The sequence below is a fragment of the Brevibacterium sp. FAM 24630 genome (assembly GCF_049804075.1).
Lineage (GTDB): Bacteria > Actinomycetota > Actinomycetes > Actinomycetales > Brevibacteriaceae > Brevibacterium.
Genome location: NZ_JBNBZD010000029.1, coordinates 15,391 through 37,141 on the forward strand (window position 1 = coordinate 15,391; position 21,751 = coordinate 37,141).

The 21,751-nt window shown below is 62.3% G+C and carries 16 protein-coding genes; 14 read left to right on the top strand and 2 right to left on the bottom strand.

Annotated features, from left to right (window positions below; translation table 11 throughout):
• Positions 1-202: 202 nt before the first annotated feature.
• From ACPUD7_RS16160 to ACPUD7_RS16170, 3 genes are read left to right on the top strand one after another with little or no spacing between them, the layout of a single operon-like run.
• Positions 203-2,917: a DNA methyltransferase gene (locus ACPUD7_RS16160; protein WP_425120487.1), complete on the top strand. Its 2,715-nt coding sequence runs from the start codon at positions 203-205 to the stop codon at positions 2,915-2,917.
• The gene (locus ACPUD7_RS16165; protein ID WP_425120474.1) at positions 2,914-4,905 is read left to right on the top strand and encodes a DEAD/DEAH box helicase; all 1,992 of its coding nucleotides are present in this window, start codon (positions 2,914-2,916) and stop codon (positions 4,903-4,905) included. Before ACPUD7_RS16160 ends, ACPUD7_RS16165 begins: the two co-directional genes overlap by 4 nt.
• The gene (locus ACPUD7_RS16170; RefSeq protein ID WP_425120475.1) at positions 4,898-6,088 is read left to right on the top strand and encodes a GIY-YIG nuclease family protein; all 1,191 of its coding nucleotides are present in this window, start codon (positions 4,898-4,900) and stop codon (positions 6,086-6,088) included. Before ACPUD7_RS16165 ends, ACPUD7_RS16170 begins: the two co-directional genes overlap by 8 nt.
• A 590-nt stretch (positions 6,089-6,678) precedes the next feature.
• On the opposite strand, the gene ACPUD7_RS16175 is transcribed toward ACPUD7_RS16170, so the two are convergent.
• Entirely contained in the window at positions 6,679-7,656 is a 978-nt protein-coding gene (locus ACPUD7_RS16175; RefSeq protein WP_425120476.1) for a quinone oxidoreductase family protein, read from the bottom strand.
• A 44-nt stretch (positions 7,657-7,700) separates the two neighbouring features.
• Here ACPUD7_RS16175 and argC point away from each other — a divergent pair, with 44 nt between their 5' ends.
• The 7 genes from argC to argH all read left to right on the top strand — a co-directional run bounded on the left by argC (position 7,701) and on the right by argH (position 15,242).
• The gene (gene argC, locus ACPUD7_RS16180) at positions 7,701-8,810 is read left to right on the top strand and encodes an N-acetyl-gamma-glutamyl-phosphate reductase (RefSeq protein ID WP_425120477.1); all 1,110 of its coding nucleotides are present in this window, start codon (positions 7,701-7,703) and stop codon (positions 8,808-8,810) included.
• Positions 8,807-9,985, top strand: a complete 1,179-nt coding sequence (gene argJ / locus ACPUD7_RS16185) for a bifunctional glutamate N-acetyltransferase/amino-acid acetyltransferase ArgJ (protein ID WP_425120478.1) — start codon at positions 8,807-8,809, stop codon at positions 9,983-9,985. The genes argC and argJ overlap by 4 nt, the downstream gene beginning before the upstream one ends.
• Positions 9,982-10,986 carry an acetylglutamate kinase gene (gene argB, locus ACPUD7_RS16190; protein WP_425120479.1) on the top strand — a complete coding sequence of 335 codons (1,005 nt, stop codon included), beginning with the start codon at positions 9,982-9,984 and terminating at the stop codon, positions 10,984-10,986. The genes argJ and argB overlap by 4 nt, the downstream gene beginning before the upstream one ends.
• A complete protein-coding gene (locus tag ACPUD7_RS16195; protein ID WP_425120480.1) occupies positions 10,979-12,196 on the top strand; it encodes an acetylornithine transaminase in 1,218 nt (405 codons plus the stop codon). Before argB ends, ACPUD7_RS16195 begins: the two co-directional genes overlap by 8 nt.
• Positions 12,197-12,224: 28 nt before the next feature.
• A complete protein-coding gene (gene argF / locus ACPUD7_RS16200) occupies positions 12,225-13,145 on the top strand; it encodes an ornithine carbamoyltransferase (RefSeq protein WP_425120481.1) in 921 nt (306 codons plus the stop codon).
• Complete coding sequence (locus ACPUD7_RS16205; RefSeq protein WP_425120482.1) at positions 13,145-13,681, top strand: arginine repressor; 537 nt, start codon at positions 13,145-13,147, stop codon at positions 13,679-13,681. The genes argF and ACPUD7_RS16205 overlap by 1 nt, the downstream gene beginning before the upstream one ends.
• 97 nt (positions 13,682-13,778) lie before the next feature.
• The gene (gene argH, locus ACPUD7_RS16210; protein ID WP_425120483.1) at positions 13,779-15,242 is read left to right on the top strand and encodes an argininosuccinate lyase; all 1,464 of its coding nucleotides are present in this window, start codon (positions 13,779-13,781) and stop codon (positions 15,240-15,242) included.
• Between the two features lie 157 nt (positions 15,243-15,399).
• Here argH and ACPUD7_RS16215 read toward each other — a convergent pair whose 3' ends face one another.
• Positions 15,400-16,359: a LysR family transcriptional regulator gene (locus tag ACPUD7_RS16215; protein ID WP_425120484.1), complete on the bottom strand. Its 960-nt coding sequence runs from the start codon at positions 16,357-16,359 to the stop codon at positions 15,400-15,402.
• A 505-nt stretch (positions 16,360-16,864) separates the two neighbouring features.
• Here ACPUD7_RS16215 and ACPUD7_RS16220 point away from each other — a divergent pair.
• From ACPUD7_RS16220 to ACPUD7_RS16235, 4 genes are all read left to right on the top strand, one after another.
• Positions 16,865-17,497, top strand: a complete 633-nt coding sequence (locus ACPUD7_RS16220) for an MBL fold metallo-hydrolase (RefSeq protein ID WP_425120485.1) — start codon at positions 16,865-16,867, stop codon at positions 17,495-17,497.
• Positions 17,498-17,504: 7 nt separating this feature from the next.
• Positions 17,505-18,884: an MFS transporter gene (locus ACPUD7_RS16225; RefSeq protein WP_425120486.1), complete on the top strand. Its 1,380-nt coding sequence runs from the start codon at positions 17,505-17,507 to the stop codon at positions 18,882-18,884.
• A gap of 169 nt (positions 18,885-19,053) precedes the next feature.
• Positions 19,054-20,340 carry a tyrosine--tRNA ligase gene (gene tyrS / locus ACPUD7_RS16230; protein WP_135542755.1) on the top strand — a complete coding sequence of 429 codons (1,287 nt, stop codon included), beginning with the start codon at positions 19,054-19,056 and terminating at the stop codon, positions 20,338-20,340.
• 333 nt (positions 20,341-20,673) lie between these two features.
• Positions 20,674-21,075: a YccF domain-containing protein gene (locus ACPUD7_RS16235; RefSeq protein ID WP_135542765.1), complete on the top strand. Its 402-nt coding sequence runs from the start codon at positions 20,674-20,676 to the stop codon at positions 21,073-21,075.
• The last annotated feature ends 676 nt before the right edge of the window (positions 21,076-21,751 follow it).

Consider the following 21,751-nt stretch of genomic DNA (forward strand, 5'->3'; position numbering starts at 1 on the left):
CCCATCACCACAAAGCACCTCGACGGTCGACCAGGAAGTTCCGCGTGGCATGGAGCAAGCGTTGAGACACCTGGTCTTAATGCCATTTCCCAACGTTAGGATGGTTGTAAAGTAGCGTGTCGAGTCACTGATGATTGCGCTCCCAGTGAATTGGCCGTCGTTCGTGACGGTATCGAGTCTTTGAGCAGGATGGGTGAACAGGATGGCGAGACTGAGCCTTAAGGCAATCGAGGAACGAGTTTCTCCCTTGGCGGGTCGTGAGTCGTATGACCGTGTATTCATCTTCGACTTGCTGCTCGCTTATGGGAAGCCTCAGAGCAGCGTCACTCGCCTGCGTAATGGCGACCTAAACGTCGCCGCCGATCCAGTGAGCGAGGTCGCTCAGAAGAAGGTCGTCTACTTCAAGGAGACGACGGGGGACCCGCTCGAAGTCCTTGAGGACCTTAAGACGTCGCCGGAGGTCGTCCGCTTCAGCACGCGCTTTGTCATCGTCACAAACTTTGCTGAACTTGTTGCAGCGGACACTCAAACCGGTGAGACGGTCGGCTTCCCTATTCGAGAGATTGACCAGCACTTCACCTTCTTCCTTCCATGGGCCGGGATGGAGAAGGCGCAGTACGTCGCCGAGGCACACGCTGATGTGAAGGCTGCTGAGCGCATGGGTCAGCTCTTCGACGAGCTCCTAAACGCGAACCCCGACCTCCTCGAACAGCCGCATGGACGCCACGCCCTGAACCTGTTCTTCACGCGCCTGCTGTTCTGCTACTTCGCCGAGGATACAGGTATCTTCTCTGAGAATCAGTTCACGAACGCGGTCGGGTCCCACACTCTCGACGACGGATCGGACACGGCAGAGTTCCTCACCGACCTATTCAGAGCACTCGACACGGCCCAAGCGGCGGACAAGCCTAGTCACCTCGCAGCGTTTCCCTACGTCAACGGCCGACTCTTTACTATGTCGCCGGACCACATGGTCCCGAGGTTTACGAAGAAGGCCCGGCACGAACTTATCAATGCCGGCAAGCTCATCTGGCGCGAGATTAACCCCGACATCTTCGGGTCGATGTTCCAGGCCATCGTCACCCCCGGTACCCGCAGTGACCTCGGTCAGCACTATACTTCTGTCCCCAACATCCTCAAGACGATCGAGCCGCTGTTTCTCGACGCTCTGAAGGATCAGTTCAACGTAGCGCGCGATTCGGTCAAGAAGCTCGAAGTACTCCTCGAACGCATCAGCGCGATCAAGGTTTTCGATCCTGCCTGTGGCTCCGGGAACTTCCTCGTCATTGCGTACAAGGAATTGCGTAAGCTCGAGCACGCCATCCTCGAACGACTAGCCGAGCTGGATGACAAGCACCGTGTCCTGTTCGCGGAGTCGAAGATCAACATCGAGAACTTCTACGGCATTGAGATCGATGACTTCGCCGTTGAGGTTGCGATCCTGTCCCTGTGGATCGCGAAGCACCAGATGAACGTCGAGTTCAAAGACAAGTTCGGAGTCTCGATCCCCCTGATTCCGCTTAGGGAAGCGGGACAAGTCAAGCAGGGCAACGCTACTCGAGTCGACTGGAACGAAGTCTGCCCGAACGACTGCAGCGAGATCTACTTAATTGGGAACCCGCCATACGCAGGGTCGAAGACTCAGTCCATGGAGCAGAAGGCTGACTACGGCTACGTTTTCAAGGGGCGGCCGTACTCAAAGAACCTTGACTATATAGCGCTTTGGTTCGTAAAGGGAGCCGAATACATCGTGGACACACAGGCTGCGCTTGCGTTCGTTACGACGAACTCGGTCGCCCAAGGAGAACACGCCGGGATCATGTTCCCGATGATCTTCGAGAAAGGCATTGAGATCGGGTTCGCCTATACCTCGTTTAGGTGGGAGAACAACGCGAAGCGCAATGCAGGAGTGACCGTGGCCGTGGTCGGATTGAGGAGGACGTCGTCCGCACCCAAGTACATTTATGCAGGTGATTTGCGGATCGCGGCGACCAACATTAATGGCTACCTAGCCGATGGGGATAACATCTCCGTGATGAAACGTACGAAGCAATCATCGGGGCTGCCGGCTATGTCATTCGGAAGCATGCCGAACGACAAGGGGGCACTCCTGCTGAGCCCCGAGGAACGAAGTCGACTTCTTGAATCGAGACCCGATGCGGAGCGGTTTATCAAGAGGTTCTTGGGGGCGAGTGAGTACATTTCGGGTGTCGATCGCTTCGCGTTATGGATCGAGGATCAGGACGCGGCGCAAGCGGCTGCGATTCCTGAGATCGCCAATAGGATCGAGCGGGTTCGTACATCGCGTTCGGAAAGCGGCAGGGCTTCGACGAAGAAACTCTCCGCGGTCCCACATCGTTTCGGTGAAGTCCGTTTTAAGCCGACCGAGTCGATCATCGTCCCAAGTGTTTCGTCGGCGCGTCGAGAGTACATCCCGATTGGCTACCTAGGTCCGGATACGGTGATCTCGAACGCTGCGTTTGCGGTGTACGACGCTGAACCTTGGCTGTTCAGTCTTCTCACTTCGAAAATTCACATGGTCTGGACTGCTGCCGTCGGCGGACAGCTCAAGACCGACTACCGGTACTCAAACACGATTGTCTACAACAACTTCCCAGTGCCGCCACTGTCGGACGCGGCAAAGGAGAATCTCACGGAAGTCGCGCTCCGCGTACTCGATGTGCGGGAGTACCACTGCGAGAAAACCCTCGCTGAGCTTTACGATCCGGACAAGATGCCCGACGACCTGCGGGAGGCTCACGTTGAGGTCGATGCGCTGGTCGACTCGATTTACTCCAAGAAATCTTATGAATCAGACGAGCAGCGTCTCGCGGACCTGTTTGCGATGTACGAACGTATGACTGCCGAGGAAGTTGCGAAGGCTCCGGCGAAGAAGTCTCGAAAGGCAACCAAATGAACGCGCATAAGAAACCCGTCAACATCGTGGACGTCACCTATGCCCAGACGAAGGCGTCCGTGAACACAGATGCCCTGGGCATGCGCGAGATGCAGCAGCGGGTGTTCGCCAAGCGCGACGCCCAGCATCTGCTGGTCAAGGCTCCGCCCGCCTCCGGTAAGTCGCGTGCGCTCATGTTCGTGGGCTTGGACAAGCTCTACAACCAGGGCCGCAAGAAGGTCATCGTCGCTGTGCCGGAGCGCTCGATCGGAGCATCGTTCGCCTCGACGAACCTCACTAACTTCGGCTTCTTCGCTGACTGGGAGGTCAAGCCGGAGCACAACCTATGCGACGCCGGCTCCTCGGCCGGCAAAGTCGACGCGTTTATCAAGTTCCTCGAAGGGCCTGACGCGACCCTCGTGTGCACCCACGCCACGCTGCGGTTCGCATTCGAGAAACTTGCCCCCGACGCCTTCGACGGCGCAGTCCTCGCGATCGACGAGTTCCACCACGTGTCCGCGGACACGGGATCCAGCCGCCTCGGGGCCCTCCTGCGCGACGTGACGAACGGCTCAGACGTGCACATCGTCGCGATGACGGGTTCGTATTTCCGTGGAGACTCGGTTCCTGTGCTTTCGGCCGAGGACGAGGCGAAGTTCACGCCGGTCACGTTCAACTACTACGACCAGCTCAACGGCTATGAGCACCTTCGTTCGCTCGGCATTGGTCACCACTTCTACCAGGGCCGATACACGGATGCGTTCGGCGAGGTCCTCGACCCCGACAAGAAGACTATCGTGCACATCCCGAGCGTGAACTCGGGCGAGTCGACGAAGGACAAGCTCGAGGAGGTTGGACGCATCATCGACGCGATCGGCAGCGTCGAATCTACAGACACGGAGACTGGCGTCATCAGCGTTCGTCGAAGCGATACTGGAGCCATCGTTCGGGTAGCCGACCTTGTGGACGATACTGACCAGAAGAAGCGCGCCGATACTCTGCACTACCTCGCGCACACAGCTTCGAAGGGCCGCGACGCGATTGACATCATCATCGCCCTCGGCATGGCTAAGGAGGGCTTCGACTGGCCGTTTGCCGAGCACGCCCTCACCGTCGGCTACCGTGCCTCACTCACCGAGGTCATCCAGATCATTGGCCGCGTCACCCGTGACAGCCCTGGAAAGTCCCACGCCCAGTTCACGAATCTCATCGCCGAGCCTGACGCCACCCAGGGCGAGGTGAAGGTCTCGGTGAACAACATGCTCAAGGCCATTACCGCCTCGCTGCTCATGGAGCAGGTCCTCGCCCAGAACTTCACGTTCAAGACGAAGAAGTTCGACGGGGACGGCTCGGCCGTGTCGGGCGAGCTGAAGATCAAGGGATTCAAGGAGCCCTCGAGCGAGCGCGTGAAGCAGATCGTGGAGACCGACCTGAACGACCTGAAGGCGACCATTCTGCAGGACGACACGTTCGCGCGGGCGGCGGCTGGTTCGGTGGACCCCGAGACGACGAACCAGGTGCTGATTCCGAAGATCATCCGGGAGAAGTATCCGGAACTCACCGAGGAACAGGTCGAGGAGGTCCGCCAGCAGGTGGTCGTGGACTCGGTGATCAAGAACGGGGAAGTCCGTGAGGTCGGCGACAAGAGGTTCATCAAGATGGCCGAGAAGTTTGTCAACATCGACGAGCTCCACATCAACCTCATCGACTCGGTGAACCCGTTCCAGCGGGCGTTCGAAGTCATGTCCAAGTCGGTCACACCCTCCGTGCTGCGAATCATCCGGGACTCGATCGCGGCGACGCGCATCGAGTTCAGTGAGGAAGAGGCAGTATCGCTCTTCCCGAAGATCCAGAACTGGGTCAAGGTCAATGGCGGACGTCGGCCGAACCCGCGCTCAGAGGAACCGACTGAGAAGCGCTACGCGGATGCCCTGCTGTTCCTGCAGCGCCTCAAGCAGCAGCGCGAGGCCGAGAAGCGAGCGATGGCGATGGTGGAAGACGGTGAGTGACTTCATGGAGAACGGTTCGCCAACGCCTCTGAGCCTGGACGACATCCTCGACGGGGACGTCGACGGCCTGCTCGATGCGCCGGACAAGCCGAAGAAAGTTACATCCTCGGACCGGCTCGAGCGGGCGTTTCTCGAAGTCGTCGAGTTTCGGCGGACCCATGGGCGCGTGCCGAGCTCGGAGACCCGGGAGATTGCCGAGCGGAAGCTCGGTGCACGCCTTGACGGCATTCTCGCAAACGACCAGAAGGTCGAAGCGCTCAAGCATCTCGACGAGTTCGGGCTGCTGGATGCGACGGAGCCGCCGGAGTCGCTGGACGACCTGCTCGAAGGAGGGGGCCTAGACGACCTCCTCGGCGACGACGGCGGCGTTCTCGATGTCTCGGACCTCCCGGTGCATCGCAAGCCCGAGTCGCCGGACTCGGTCGCCAAGCGTGTCAAGGCCGAGGACTTCGAACAGTTCGAGCATTTGTTCAAGGCCAAGCACGCCGAGCTCGCGGATGGAACCTTCCAGCTGGTCGCATTCACCGGCCTCGACCTCATTCGGGAAGGCGTATTTTTCGTCCTAGGCGGTGTGATGTGCTTCGTCGCCGAGGTCGGTGAGGACGTGGACCTCGTCGTTGGGGGCAAGCCGAAGCAGAAGCAGCGCCTGCGAGTCGTGTTCGAGAACGGCACTGAATCCAGGATGTATAAGCAGAGCTTAATGACGCGCATGTATGAGCAGCAGGGCCAGGTCCTCGCACGGACCGGGGTCGACACAAGCGAGATTTTCGACGCCGATGTGGAGAGTGGGCACATCTACGTCCTGCAGTCGCTGAGCGAGGACTCTGCGATCTCTGGGCTCAGGGATCTACACAAGATCGGTTTCTCGACCACGAGCGTCGAGCAGCGCATCAGGAACGCGGAGTCGTCGCCGACATACCTGATGGCACCGGTACGCGTGGTCGCGGACTACCGCCTCTACAACGTGAAGCCATCAGCACTCGAGCACCTGCTGCATCGCGTCTTCTCTGCGGCGCGCCTAGACCTGACTCAAATAGACCGCAAAGGCAGGGACTACGACCCGTCTGAATGGTTCATTGTGCCTCGCGACGTCGTCAATCGAGCGGTTGCAATGATCATCTCTGGTGAGATTGTCGACTATGCTTATGACCCTGCGCTCCAACAGCTTTCTCCGCGCAGGTAATAGTGAAGCTATCGCGACTAGATCAATATCAATGTAGAGGACCTCGTACTCCCGGGTATTGCGAATGATGCCGGAACGCAGGCAAAGTTTATTTACGCCGATGCTCGGTGGGAATTCTCCAAGATTTGCGCAGGAGAGGGTTGAGCTCTATTGGCGATGTTTACCAATGTAAATTGGTTTTATTGAGTTCGAAGTCTTGTCATATGTAGGCTTTGCGGATTCGGGGGAAGTGAATCCGGATTCATCTGATTGTGGTTTTCCGATTTCTATTCCTAGCGCATATTCTTTAATTCTATATCCTGACTGTTTGCAGACTTCAACGGACCACTCCGACGCTTGATGACTGTATACTTCCCCATTGACAAGACTGACCTTGACGGCTCTGCTACATGAAGGGCATTTTGTGATTTCATAGAGAATTCCCTGTCCTCGTTTTTTGGGATTCATTATACTGTCCTGTGATTCTAAATAGTGATAATCGGTTTATCATTAGAGGCTGTTTGGGGGCTCAGAATTGCGCGGCAACGCTCGACGCCGAACAGATTCCGTTCAGCGCAAGCGTGCCGTAATTTGGATGACCAACTTTGGGGTTAGGCCGTCAACAGCACAACCTTCCCGGTCGTCTCACGCCCCTCAAGCGCCCGATGCGCATCCGCCGCATCGGCCAGAGCGAACTTTGCACCCACACGGAAGTTGAGCCAGCCGTGTTCGATGCCGTTGAAGAGCATGGCCGAACGCTTGGCAAGTTCTTCCGACGAACGCACGAACCATGCCAGCGACGGACGGGAGAGGAAGATTCCGCCCGAGGAGTTCAAACGCTGAATGTCGAACGGCGGCACCTGACCCGACGCTCCGCCGAAGAGCACCATCGAGCCCAGCGGTTTGATCGAGGCCAGCGACGCATCGAACGTGTCCTTGCCGACCCCGTCATACGCCACATCGACACCTTCGCCGTCGGTGAGCTCCTTGACCTTCGCCGTGATGTCGACACCTTCACCGTAGAGGAACACCTCATCGGCGCCGGCCTTGCGGGACAGCTCAGCCTTCTCTTCGGTGCTCACCGTCGAGATGGCATTGCCACCCAAATGCTTGATGATCTGCGTCAGCAGCAGCCCGACACCACCGGCACCGGCATGCACGAGCGCCGTCTGGCCCGGCTTGATCTCATGTGAACTCGTTGCCAGGTACTGCGCGGTTAGCCCCTGCAGCGGCATCGCCGCAGCCACCTCGGCGCTCACACCCTCGGGAACGCGCAGCAAGTTATCCGTATTGACGACGACCTGCGTCGCATACGACCCCGGAGCCTCATGCCAGGCGACACGGTCACCGACCTGCCACGACTCGACGCCCTCGCCTACCTCGGCGATGCGGCCCGTGCCCTCGGACCCAGCGATGTGCGGGTACTCCATCGGATACACGCCCGAACGACGATACGTATCGATGAAGTTCACGCCCGCCGCCTCGACATCGACGAGCACCTCACCGGCACCCGGCTTCGGGGTCGGAACCTCACCGAACTCGAGCACCTCGGGTCCACCAGCCTGCATCGCACGCACTGCCTGGGTCATCACGCCTCCTGCATATAAATTAATTGCCTGGTATGGTTATACATATGAACGATCTTACGGTTGCCGTCTCCGGTGCCACCGGATACGCCGGGGGAGAGGTCCTCCGGCTGCTGAGCACTCACCCCCACTTGAACGTCACGACGGTGTGCGGACATTCCACCGCTGGCGAGAAGCTCGGCCGACATCAACCCCATCTTGCCCGATATTCCGACTTCGTGGTCCAAGAGTCCACCGCCGAGGTGCTCGCCGGCCACGATGTCGTCGTTCTCGCGCTCCCGCACGGACAGTCCGGACAGATCGCCGCCGAGCTCGAATCCACGAGCCCGGACACCCTCATCGTCGACCTCGCCGCCGACCACCGGCTCATCAGCGCAGCCGCTTGGGAGAAGTTCTATGGCTCCGAACATCAGGGCACCTGGACCTACGGGCTGCCCGAACTGCTCACCGCCGACGGCACGAAGCAGCGCGACGCACTGACGGACACGAAGCGCATCGCCGTGCCCGGCTGCAATGTCACCGCCGTGACCCTCGGCCTCGCGCCACTCATCCAGGCCGGACTCGCCGCACCGGCCGGCCTCAACGCAGTCCTGGCCAATGGCGTGTCCGGAGCCGGAAAGGCGCTCAAACCGCACCTCACCGCCGCCGAAGTCCTCGGCGACGCCTCGCCCTACGGCACGGGCGGGACGCACAGGCACGTGCCGGAGATCGAACAGAACCTCAACGGCGTCATCGGCGCCGACGCCGCCGAGGGCCCGACCCGGATCTCCTTCACCCCGACACTCGTGCCCATGGCCCGCGGGATCCTGGCCACCATCACCGCCGGTCCGGGGGAGTCCGCACCGAGAACCGCCGAGGGTCTCCTCGACGCACTGGCACTAAAGCACCAGCTGGCTGGGGCCTTCGAACAGGCCTACGGCGATGAACCCTTCGTGCGTGTTCTGCCCGAGGGCCAATGGCCGCGCACCTCATCGACCACAGGCTCGAATCTCGCGCAGATTCAGTTCACCGTCGATGAACGGGCGGGCAAGATCCTCGTCGTCGTGGCTTTGGACAACCTCGTCCGTGGCACCGCCGGCCAAGCCCTGCAGTCCATCCACCTGGCCCTCGGTCTCGACGAGACCACCGCACTTCCCCTCGAAGGAGTCGCCCCATGAGCGTGACCGCACCACTCGGCTTTACGGCCGCAGGCCTGACCGCCGGGCTCAAGCCCAGCGGAACAAAAGACCTCTCACTCGTGATAAACACCGGCCCCGACACCGCCGTCGCCGCCGTCTATACCTCGAACCGCTGCAAGGCCAACCCCGTATTGTGGTCCCAGAAGGTCTCCGCCAACGGTCAGGCCCGCGCCGTCGTCCTCAACTCCGGGGGAGCCAACTGCTACACCGGTGACTTCGGGTACGAGACGACGACGCTGACCGCCCAGACCACCGCCGAACTCCTCACCGAGGCCGGCACCGCAACAGCGGCCGAGGACATCCTCGTCTGCTCGACCGGGCTCATCGGGGTCGGCGGTCAGGACTTCCGCGATGCCATCGTCGAGAACCTCCCGGCACTCGTGGCCGCCGCCGAGGACACCGTCGACGCCGGAGCCCACGCCGCTGAGGCGATCATGACCACCGACACCGTCGCCAAGACCGCGACCCGCGAAGGCTCCACCGGGTACACGATCGGCGGCATGGCCAAGGGCGCGGGCATGCTCGCCCCGGGACTGGCCACCATGCTCGTCGTCATCACCACCGATGCGAAGGTCGACCAGACCGTGCTCGACCAGGCACTGCGGGCCTCGACGAACCGCAGCTTCGACCGCCTCGACACCGACGGATGCATGTCGACGAACGACACCGTCATCCTCATGTCCTCCGGAGCCCACGACGCCGAAGTCGACACGGAGGAGTTCACGAGCCTCCTCGGCGAAGTCTGCCTCGACCTCATGCACCAACTCCACGTCGACGCCGAAGGCGCGCACCACGATATTGCGATCACCACGCAGGGCGCGGCCAGCGAAGACGATGCCGTCGAGGTCTCCCGCTCGGTGTCACGTTCGGCCCTGTTCAAGGCCGCGATCTTCGGTCAGGATCCGAACTGGGGGCGCGTCGTCGCTCAGGTGGGAACCACCTCGGCGACCTTCGATCCCACGCTCATCGACGTGACGATCAACGGCACGCAGGTCTGTCAAGCCTCCGGACCCTATGAAGACCCGGAGAAGGTCGAATTCGACCGCAACGTCGACGTCGTCATCGACCTCCACGCCGGAGACCACACCGCCACGGTCTGGACCTCGGACCTCACCCACGATTACGTCGAAGAGAACAGCGCCTACTCCACATGAGCAACAACCCCCACGACATGTCCACGAAATCCACGGCCGCCCGGCTCGCCGCCGCCCAGGTCAAGGCCGAAGCCCTGACCGAAGCGCTGCCGTGGATCAAGACCTTCACCGGTGCCACGATCGTCATCAAATACGGCGGCAACGCGATGATCTCCCCGGAGCTGCAGCAGTCCTTCGCCGATGACATCGCCTTCCTCCGCTTCGCCGGCATCCGCCCCGTCGTCGTCCACGGCGGCGGCCCCCAGATCTCGGCCATGCTGGCCCGCTTGGGCATCGAGTCCGAGTTCAAAGCCGGGCAGCGGGTGACCACCCCGGAAGCCGCCGAGGTCATCCGCATGGTCCTGTCCGGCCAGGTCAACCGCGACATCGTCTCCCGCATCAACCAGAACGGCAACGCCGCCATCGGACTGTCCGGTGAGGACGCAGACCTCCTGCTGGCGAACAAGACCCACGCCGAGGCCGACGGAGAAGTCATCGACCTCGGCCGGGTGGGCGAGATCGCCGAGGTCAACACCACCGTGCTCACCGAACTCCTCGACGCCGGACGGGTGCCCGTCATCTGCTCGATCGCCTCGGAGATCAACGGGGAGGCCGGAAAACCGCTCAACATCAACGCCGACCTCGCCGCCTCCGCAGTGGCCAAGGCACTCAAAGCCGACAAACTCATCATGCTCACCGATGTGCCCGGCCTCTACGCGAACTGGCCCGACACCTCTTCACTGATTTCGCGCATCGGACCGGCCAAGCTGCGCGAACTGCTGCCCAGCCTCGACGCGGGCATGATCCCGAAGATGACCGCCGCCCTCGAGGCCATCGAGCACGGGGTGCAGCAGGCCCACATCATCGACGGCCGGATGGCGCACTCGCTGCTGCTCGAGGTCTTCACCTCCGAGGGCATCGGCACCATGGTCGAAGACACCATCGTCGAACCCGCACCCTTGGGCGACGGACACAAAGGCGAAGGCCACGAAACACTCAAGGAGGACGAGAACGATGAGTGAGACACCAGCCCAGACCTGGCGGGACGACTTCTCCCGCGTCCTGTCCCCGGTCTTCGGCTCCCCGCAGCTCGACCTCGTCCGCGGCGAAGGCTCGTATGTCTGGGACGCCTCGGGCCAGAAGTACCTCGACCTGCTCGCCGGCATCGCCGTCAACGCACTCGGCCACTGCCACCCCGCCTGGGTCAACGCGATCACCGAGCAGGCGAACACGCTCGGCCACATCTCGAACTTCTTCACCTCCCCGGCCCAGATCGGCCTGGCCGAGAAACTCCATGAGGTCCTCGACCTGCCGGCCGGGTCCGCCGTGTTCTTCTCGAACTCGGGCACCGAAGCCAACGAGGCGGCCTTCAAGATGGCCCGCCGCGCCGCCGGCGGGGGACGCCCCTTCATCATCGCGATCGACGGCGCCTTCCACGGCCGCACGATGGGAGCCCTGGCGCTGACGGCGAAGGAAGCCTACCGCGCCCCCTTCGCCCCCGGAGTGCCCGGAGTCGTCCACGTCCCCTACGGGGATGTCGAAGCGCTGGCCGCCGCCATCAATGAGAACACCGCCGCCGTGTTCATCGAACCCGTCCAAGGTGAGGTCGGGGTCCGGACCCATCCGGCCGGCTACCTCACCGCCGTGCGGGAACTGACGACGAAGGTCGGGGCACTCATGATCCTGGACGAAGTGCAGTCAGGCATCGGCCGCACCGGATCCTGGTTCGCTCATCAGGATCCCGAGATCGGCGAGGACATCGTCCCGGACATCATCACCTCGGCGAAGGGCCTCGGCGGCGGCATGCCGATCGGTGCGACCATCACGTTCGGCGATGCGAACACCAAACTGCTCGAAGCCGGGCAGCACGGCACGACCTTCGGCGGCAACCCGATTGCCTGCGCCGCCGGACTCGCAGTCCTCGAGACCATCGAGAACGAGAAGCTTCTCGACCACGTCGCCGAAGTCAGCGACTGGCTCCAGACCGAACTGGCGAAGGTCGACGGCGTCGGGACGATCACCGGCAAGGGACTGCTGCTCGGGCTCGAACTCACGGCCGGCGCAGACGGTCAGGTCCCAGACTCAAAGGCCGTGGCCGCCCGCGCGCTCGAGGCCGGGTTCATCATCAACCCCGTCGCCCCCGGACGCCTGCGGCTGGCCCCGCCGCTGACGATCACCACTGACGAACTCGCCCCGTTCATCGCGGCCCTGCCCGGCCTCATCGCCGGCTGAGCCCCACCCCACCTCCGAAGGACACCCCATGACACGCCACTTCCTCAAGGACACGGATCTCAGCCCCGCTGAGCAGACGCACGTCCTCGACCTCGCCGCCGAACTCAAGGCCGCCCCCTACTCGCGCACCCCGCTGGCCGGACCGCAGACCGCCGCCGTGATCTTCGACAAGACCTCCACCCGGACCCGCGTGTCCTTCGCCGCCGGCATCGCCGCCCTCGGCGGGCAGCCGCTGATCATCAACCCCGGTGAGGCGCAGCTCGGGCACAAGGAATCCATCGCCGACACCGCCGAGGTGATGTCGCGGATGGTCTCGACGATCATCTGGCGCACCTATTCCCAGGCGGGGCTCGTGGAGATGGCCGAGCACTCGCGTGTGCCCGTCATCAACGCCCTGTCCGATGACTTCCACCCCTGCCAGATCCTCGCCGATCTGCTGACCATCCGCGAACACCGCGGCGATATCGCCGGTCAGACGATGACCTACTTCGGCGACGGGGCGAACAATATGGCCAACTCCTACGCCCTCGGCGGAGTCAACGCCGGCATGCACGTGCGCATCGCAGCACCGGCCGGCCACCAGCCGGCCGCCGCGGTCATCGCCGAGGCCGAAGCCCTGTCCACCCAGACCGGAGGATCCCTGACGGTCACCGACGACCCGGTCGCCGCCGCGAACGGTGCCGATGTGCTCGTCACCGACACCTGGGTGTCGATGGGCCAGGATGCCGCCGGCCGCGACGACGAGGCCTCACCGTTCATGCCATTCCAGGTCAGCCAGGAGCTCATGGACGCAGGCAACGACCCGATCTTCCTCCACTGCCTGCCCGCCTACCGCGGCAAGGAGGTCACGGCCGAGGTCATCGACGGACCCGCCTCGGTGGTCTTCGACGAGGCCGAAAATCGCCTGCACGCGCAGAAGGCCCTCATGACCTATCTGCTGGAGCGATGATGGCCGAGACGAACAGTCCCGCCTCGGCGAACTCCGCGCCGCTGACGAAGACTGCCCGGCAGCAGAAGATCATCGATCTCATCACCCGCCAATCCGTGCGCAGCCAGATCGAACTGGCCGAGGCGCTGGCCACCCAGGGCATCACCGTCACCCAGGCGACCCTGTCGCGCGACCTCGCCGAGGTGGGCGCCGTGAAGATCCGGTCCACCGCCGGATCCGTGTACGCCGTCCCCGGCGAGGGTGGGGACCGCTCCCTGCAGCAGTCGACGGGGGACAGCCTCGATGCGAAGCTGCCTCGGATCCTCGAGGAACTCCTCGTCTCCGCGGTCTCGCAGGACAACACGGTCGTGCTGCGCACCCCGCCCGGGGCCGCACAGTATCTCGCCTCGGCGATCGACCGCTCCTCGATGGTCGGGATCTTCGGAACCCTGGCCGGCGACGACACGGTCCTCGTCATCGCCGACGCCGCCGTCGGGGGAGCGGCCCTGGCCGAGACCTTCCTCGAATACGCGGCCGGCGGGCTCGTCGACGGGTGAGGAATCCGCGCTCACGCTGGGTCGATGAGCCGCCTCGGCGATGATCGGACCGAGGAAATCCTGCGACAATGACAACTGAGCTTCTCCACGACAACGAATGGGCCGAGGCATCTGCGACTCGGTGAAGAAAGGACGATCTGTGAGCGAACGACTGAGCCTGTGGGGCGGACGATTCTCCGACGGTCCGGCCGATGCCCTGGCCGCGCTGAGCAAGTCCACGGACTTCGACTGGCGCCTGGCGAAGTACGACATCGCCGGGTCGAAGGCCCACGCGAAGGTCCTCCACCACGCGGGTCTGCTCACCGACGAGGAACTGTCTGGGATGCATGAGGCTCTCGACGAACTCCTCCGCCGCGTCGAGGCCGGCGAGTACGTCGCCGCCGAATCCGATGAGGACGTGCACTCCTCGCTCGAGCGCGGACTCATCGAGATCGCCGGGCCGGAGCTCGGAGGCAAGCTGCGTGCCGGTCGGTCACGCAATGATCAGATCGCGACGATGGGGCGCATGTACCTGCGCGACCATGCCCGTGAGGTCGCCGGTCTCGTGCTCGACACCGTCGAGGTGCTCATCGCTCAGGCCGAAGAGCATCCCGAGGTGCCGATGCCCGGACGCACGCACCTCCAGCACGCTCAGCCGGTGCTGCTCGCTCACCATCTGCTTGCTCATGCCTGGCCGCTGCTGCGCGACGTCGCGCGCTTCGTCGATTTCGATGCGCGTGCCGGTGTCTCTGCCTACGGTTCTGGTGCTCTGGCTGGGTCGTCATTGGGGCTTGACCCACAGGCCGTGGCCGCGGACCTCGGGTTCAACGATTCGGTGGAGAACTCCATCGACGGCACTGCGTCGCGCGATGTCTTCGCCGAGTACCTGTTCATCACGACGATGATCGGCATCGACCTCTCCCGTCTGTCCGAGGAGGTCATCGCGTGGGCGACGAAGGAGTTCTCCTTCGTCACCCTCCACGACGCGTACTCGACGGGGTCGTCGATCATGCCGCAGAAGAAGAACCCCGACGTTGCCGAGCTCACGCGTGGCAAGTCCGGTCGTCTCATCGGTGATCTCACCGGTCTGCTGTCGACGCTCAAGGCGCTGCCGTTGGCGTACAACCGGGATCTGCAGGAGGACAAGGAGCCGGTCTTCGACGCCACTGACACTCTCGAACTGTTGCTGCCGGCGTTCACCGGGATGGTGGCGACGCTGAAGTTCGACACCGAACGCATGGCGTATCTGGCTCCGCGCGGATTCGCGCTGGCCACGGACATCGCCGAGTGGCTCGTACGTGAGGGCGTGCCGTTCCGTGTGGCTCACGAGCTCTCGGGTGCGTGCGTGCAGTTGGCCGAATCACGCGATGCCGAACTGTGGGACCTGACCGATGAGGACTTCGCGGGGATCTCCGAGCACCTGACGCCCGCGGTGCGCGAGGTGCTCACGACGCTCGGCTCGATCGATTCGCGCAATGCCAAGGGCGGCACGGCTCGGTCCGCAGTGGATCAGCAGATCGCCAACGCGAAGGCAGAGGTCACACGCCTGCGTGAGTTCGCAGGGTCGACCCGCAGCGTGTGAGCTATACGTCCCTGCGACCGAAGCTTCCGGTCGGCTGATCGGAACTGTGTCAGCGGTGCTCTGATCGTTCGGCGATCGGAGCACCGTCCGTCTTTCGTGACTGTGTTGAGTGTTGCTCGGGGCCGACCGCGAGTTGTCGGCAGCTGTTTTTCCTCGTTTAGGGATGCGTGAGCTTCGGTGTTCGGCTCTGGTGTTTCCACCGATGAGGATCGGTATCTGCGGCGGTCTTCCGAAGGATTTCCAATGCCGCAGTGAGCTTCTTCGACAACCGCGCTCCGGTCATTGTCACTCCAACAATCGTGTTGGCGAATTCCGGGTTGGTCACCGGCAGATATCGCACTGGCATGCCCTGAAAGGTCAGGGTGTTCGGGTGAGGAACAGCGTTGGCCAAGGAAAAGCCGAGTCCTAACCCCACCATCGACCTGATTGTCTCCGCATTCGGAATGAGCCAGCGAACAGAAGGCTCATAACCGATTCCGCGGATCTGGCTGATCAAGAGGTCCGCGGTCGGCGGAGAATCGAGCAGAATGAGCGGGTCGTCGATGAGCTCGGCGATATCGACACCGTCTTGTTCAGCTACAGGATGATCAGCAGAGACGATGGCGTGCAGCTGCACCTCGGCGAGGTCGTGCCTGGTGACTCCCTCGATCTGGATCTGCTTGCGGTACATGACAGCAACATCTACCTCACCGTTGAGAACCATCTGTTGAACGGCCAACGGATGGGCTTCGACAAAGCTGACGTCAACCTGCGGGTGGTGTTTGACGAACTGAGCAGCCGTAGCTGGAAGCATCCGTGGCCCCGCCGTCGGTATGCAACCGATGCGCAAGGGCCCCTGTAAGGCAGCCGACTCGTCGTTCAGAGATTCCACAGCGTCCGAGACATTTGAAAGGATCTCTCTGGCCCGAACTCCGAATTCCCTGCCAGAGCTCGTCGGACGGGCGCGCCGAGCCGGACCACGCGCAATAAGCGTGACTTTGAGCTGCTTTTCGAGTTGGGCGAGAGCCGCAGAGACCGTCGCCTGTGACACTCGGCAGTCTTTTGCCGCGTCGCTCACCGAACCACGATCGAGAACGGCGAGAAAATACGCGAGCTGGCGGAGTGTGAGGTCAGTCATAGCTAGAGTCTATATTGAAGCCAGTAAAAATTTGCTTTTCTTTTTGATGTCAACGGGAAAGACTGAGGAGGTCAAAGACGCAACAACGTGAAAGTGCCGGGTAATGAACGATTCGAAGATGAAAGTAGTCACCCTAGGAACCGCAGGTGGCCCGCGATGGTGGAAGGGCGATTCCAAGGATCGAGCGGGTATCTCAACCGCGATCGTCGTTGAGGATCGCTTCTATCTCGTGGACGCCGGTCACGGTGTCGGGCGTCGCATTCGTCAGGCTGATCTCGAGCTCGGCGATCTGGGCGGAATCTTCATCACTCACCTGCATTCGGATCACACCATCGATCTGCCGTCACTTGTTATATTCGGGATGCACGAGCTCCAGCAAAGAGTCGACAATCCGGTTCCTCTCCTTGGACCCGGTCCACGTGGAGCGCTTCCTCCGGTCTCTCCGCGGGCAGTCGTCCCGCCGCGACCTGTGGCACCAGCGAACCCCACCCCCGGCATCGCCGACATGTTTACAAACATCGTCGGGGCGTTTGCCACAGACCTCAACGACCGCGTGCTCGATTCGCTGCGTCCGTCACCTGAAGTTCTCTTCGACCCCCGCGACATCGAGATCCCAGAGGGCATCGGATATCACCCGAACACAGCTCCGACCCCGGATATGGAGCCTTTCGTCATCTTCCAGGATGATCTTGTCACCGTGACTGCGATCCTCGTTGAGCATCCGCCAGTGGCGCCAGCGTTCGCTTTCAGGTTCGAGAGCGAGCACGGATCGGTGACCATTTCAGGTGACACGTGTGAGACCGCCAATCTCGTCAAGCTGGCGCAGGGAACCGATCTGCTTCTTCACGAGGCGATCGACTTCGACTGGGTTGATCAGATGTATGCGCACCGTGACGACGATGAGGGCAGCGCCTCCCGCGACCACCATTACAAGTCACATACCTCGGTCAATGGGGCCATTCGCATTGCCGCCGCGGCACAGGCTCGTGCACTGGCCCTGCATCACCTTGTTCCCGGGTCCGCCGATGACACCGTCTGGCACAAGGGGCACACCGGATTCGATGGAACATTCCTGGTGCCAGAGGACCTCGACACCATCAACATCACCACAGCCGCACAAGCCGCGATGAGGAGCTGAAGCAACTATGAATAGCAACAAAGACGTTGTTGACAAGGACGGACTCCAAACCTCCTTGAAGACGCCGGAGATGCGGAGGATCCTCACCTCGAGCTTCGTCGGATCGGCCATCGAGTTCTACGATTTCATCCTCTACGCGACAGCCTCGTCGATCGTCTTCGCGAATCTCTTCTTCGAAGGGCTCGGACCCGGTCTGTCGCTGTTCGCCTCATTCAGCACCCTGGCTGCGGGATACCTGGCCCGGCCGCTGGGCGGAGTCGTCTTCGGACACTTCGGAGATCGCGTCGGACGGAAGAAGGCCCTCATCGTCTCCATGGTGATGATGGGAGCCGTCACCGTGATCATCGGCCTCATGCCGCCGACTGCGTCAATTGGGATGATCGCACCCGCATCCCTGTTCACCCTTCGGATCATCCAAGGCATCGCCGTCGGCGGAGAATGGGGCGGTGCTGCGCTCATGGCGCTCGAGCACGCACCGAAGTCCCGACGCGGTCTGGCCGCAGCGTTTGCGAACGCGGGCGGTCCCGCGGGAGCCATTCTGGCGACTCTCGTCCTCTCGCTCACGGCCGCTCTGACCGGTGAGAACTTCGACACGTGGGGATGGCGACTGCCGTTCCTCCTGTCTGCGGTCCTCATCGTCGTCGGTCTGATCATCCGGCTCAAAGTCAGCGAGACCCCCGCCTTCCGGCAGCTCGACGAGGAGAGCGAGGAGAGGAAGGTGCCGCTGCTGACCGTCTTCAAGCGATACAAGCGTCAGGTCCTCATCGCGCTGTTCGCAACGATGACGATCTACGTCACCCAGGGCCTGACGACCGTGTGGGGTGTGTCGGTGGCCGTGGCTGCCGGCGAGGACAAGTCCGAAGTCCTCAACTGGAAGGCCGTCGGGGCCCTGACAACGCTGATCGTCACTTTCGTCATCGCCCGACTCAGCGACCGGATCGGGCGTAAACGCTCATTGATCGGTGCCCACATCGTTGCTGCCGTTCTTGCCCTGCCGCTAGTCCTTCTCATCATCAGCGGTGAGGTCCACCAGTACGCTCTGGCGATCATCCTCGGCAACGGAATCGTCCAGGGTCTGTGCTTCGGACCGATCGCGGCCTATGTCTCAGAGCTCTTCCCGCCTGCAGTGCGATATACGGGTGCCTCGGTAGGCTACCAGTTCGCCGCCGCCCTGGGCGCAGGACTGTCGCCGATGATCGCATCTGCGCTCATCCTCATTCCCGGCAGCGGACCGTACCTCATCGGCGGAATCTGGGCCCTTGTCGCCCTCGTCGGAGCAGTCGCCGTCGCGCTCGGCCGTCCCGATCCCGACGAAGACGCCCAACAGACGCTGGAACCCGAAGAATCTGATGTGACGCGCCGGACTGATGACACGGTGAAACAGTGAGCTCCCGGGAGCTCAGGTCCTTATTGTGAGCGATCGGCCGGTGCCTCGCGACCACGGCGAACCGCTTTCGGCACCGTCGTGGCCCGCGGCATCGGCACTTCGCGGAACACCGTAGAATTGACCCCGTCGGTGCCGCACCGACACTGGCAAATGATTCGAAAGGACCGAAGTGACCGACATCTTCAGTGAACTCAAGGCCCGCGGGCTCGTCGCGGTTTCGACCGACGAGACCGCCCTCCAGAAGGCTCTGGCCGAGGAGTCGCTGACCTATTATGTCGGTTTCGATCCGACGGCGCCGAGCCTGCACATGGGCAACCTCGTCCAGCTGCTCACCGCGGCCCGCCTGCAGCAGGCCGGGCACAACCCGTTGGCTCTCGTCGGCGGTGCCACCGGCCTCATCGGTGATCCGCGGATGTCGGGGGAGCGGACGCTCAACCCGCGCGAGGTCGTCGAGGAATGGGTGGCGAAGATCCGCGCCCAGGTTGAGAAGTTCCTCGACTTCGACGGCCCCCACGCGGCGCAGATCGTCAACAACCTCGACTGGACTTCGCAGCTGACGGCCATCGACTTCCTCCGCGACGTCGGCAAGCACTTCCCGGTCAACCGGATGCTCGCGAAGGAATCCGTCTCCGCACGACTGAACAGCGAAGCCGGCATCTCCTTCACCGAGTTCTCCTACCAGATCCTCCAGGGCAACGACTACCTCGAGCTCAACCGACGCTACGGCTGCTCCCTGCAGACCGGCGGATCCGATCAGTGGGGCAACCTCACCTCGGGCGTCGACCTCATCCGTCGCGTCGAGCAGAAGTCCGTCCATGCGCTGGCCACACCGCTGATCACCAAGGCTGACGGCACGAAGTTCGGCAAGACCGAATCCGGCACCGTGTGGCTCGACTCGTCGCTGACCAGCCCGTACGCCTTCAGCCAGTTCTGGCTCAACGCCGACGACCGTGACGTGGTCAAGTACCTCAAGGTGTTCTCGCTGCGATCGCTCGAAGAGATCGAGGCCATCGAAGCCGAGTTCACCGCCGCACCGCACACTCGTGTGGCGCAGAAGGCCCTCGCCGAGGATGTCACCACCCTCGTCCACGGGCGCCCAGCCTACGAGCAGGCGATCGCCGCGGCCTCGGCCCTCTTCGGCGGGGGAGAGCTGGCCGGACTCGACGCCGCTACCCTCGGTGCCGCCACGTCTGAGCTGCCCCGCGGTGACGTGTCCGCGACTCAGCTGGCCGAAGGCATGCCCGTCGCCGACGCGTTCGTCGCCGCCGGCATCGTCAAGTCCAAAGGTGAGGCCCGCCGCGCCATCAAGGACGGCGGTGCCTACGTCAACAACGTCAAGGTCAGCGGAGACGACCAGACCCTGACCCCCGCCGAGGTGCTCCCCACCGAAGCCGGGGGAGTGATCCTCCTCCGCCGGGGCAAGAAGACCCTCGGAGCCGTTGACGTCGTCAGCTGAGCCGAAATCGTCGCCGACAGCACCGTGCCATCCCTGGACAGGGAGGCACGGTGCTGTTGTATTCCCCGGAGACAAGCTCCTGGCTTGTGAAGGCGGGTTACAAGCACAGAACTTGTTCGCAGGGTAGACATGAGATGCGACCCTGTCGCAGGCCAACCGCACGACCGGACGCGGGAAAACATCATGGCGAGGTCAAGCAAGATCAGCCAGACTGGAATCACGTCCACACCTGTGACGTCGAGACGAGATCGCGCCGACCTCGAACGGCTCGCCCCGACGAAGACCAGCTGCACCGACTACGAACGAACTGCACCGACAGCGAACGAGGAGTTCATGCGCACTCTGCTCAACATCATCTGGTTCATCTTCTCCGGCCTCTGGCTTGCACTCGGCTATTGGGCCGCCGGCATCATCGCCTGCATCTTCATCGTCACGATCCCCTGGGGGATCGCCTCCTTTCGAATCGGCAACTACGCACTGTGGCCCTTCGGCCGGGAAGTCATCGAAACACGACCCGCCGGCGTCGCCACCACACTGGGCAACATCATCTGGCTCGTCGTCGCCGGGATCTGGCTGGCCATCGGACACGTCATCACCTCGATCCCACTGTTCGTCTCGATCATCGGCATCCCGCTCGGCTGGGCGAACATCAAGCTCATTCCCGTCTCGCTCATGCCCTTGGGCAAACAGATCGTCAACAGCGATCGGCTCATGCCCGGCTACCGGGGAGCCTGAACCCCGCACTTCCACGGGTGCTGCGACACTTCCATGGGAAGTCGCGGCACCTTCGTGGGATGTCGCGGCACGTCCACGGGATGCCGCGCTGCGTCGCGTCGGCGCCCGGAGGCCCGCTCTTTTCTCGGCCCCACCGGCCACGGTGACCGGTGTCACAGCGCGAAGTCCGCTTTCGAGTTGCACCGCCTGGCTGGAGTGGTCTAGAGTTATATCTCGTTGCCCCGCCGGGAACACAGTCTGAAAGACAGGGTTTCCACCGGGCCTGACCAGGACAAACAGGGTTTGTCGCGGTGGTTGGGGATCGGGTGGGTGACGATAAATGAAACTGATGCCCCCAGTGAACACGCCCTTTTTGTTGGGTTGTGGTGATGGGTGAGTGTTTGTGGTTTGAGAATCCAATAGCGTGTTTGTTTGAACAAGTTGTGATGCCAGAAACATTATTTTTCTGGTGAGACAATCACACGGTCGGACAGTCTGGTTCGCCTCCTTGAGGTGGGTGGTTCTTTGTTGAATCGTTCACTGGGGTGGCGGTTGGGGTGTTTGATCGTATTTTTTGAAGCCGGCTGGTCACCCCGTGACTGGTTTGGCTGTCTTGCTGGGATTCATACGCAACATAATTTTTTTATGGAGAGTTTGATCCTGGCTCAGGACGAACGCTGGCTGCGTGCTTAACACA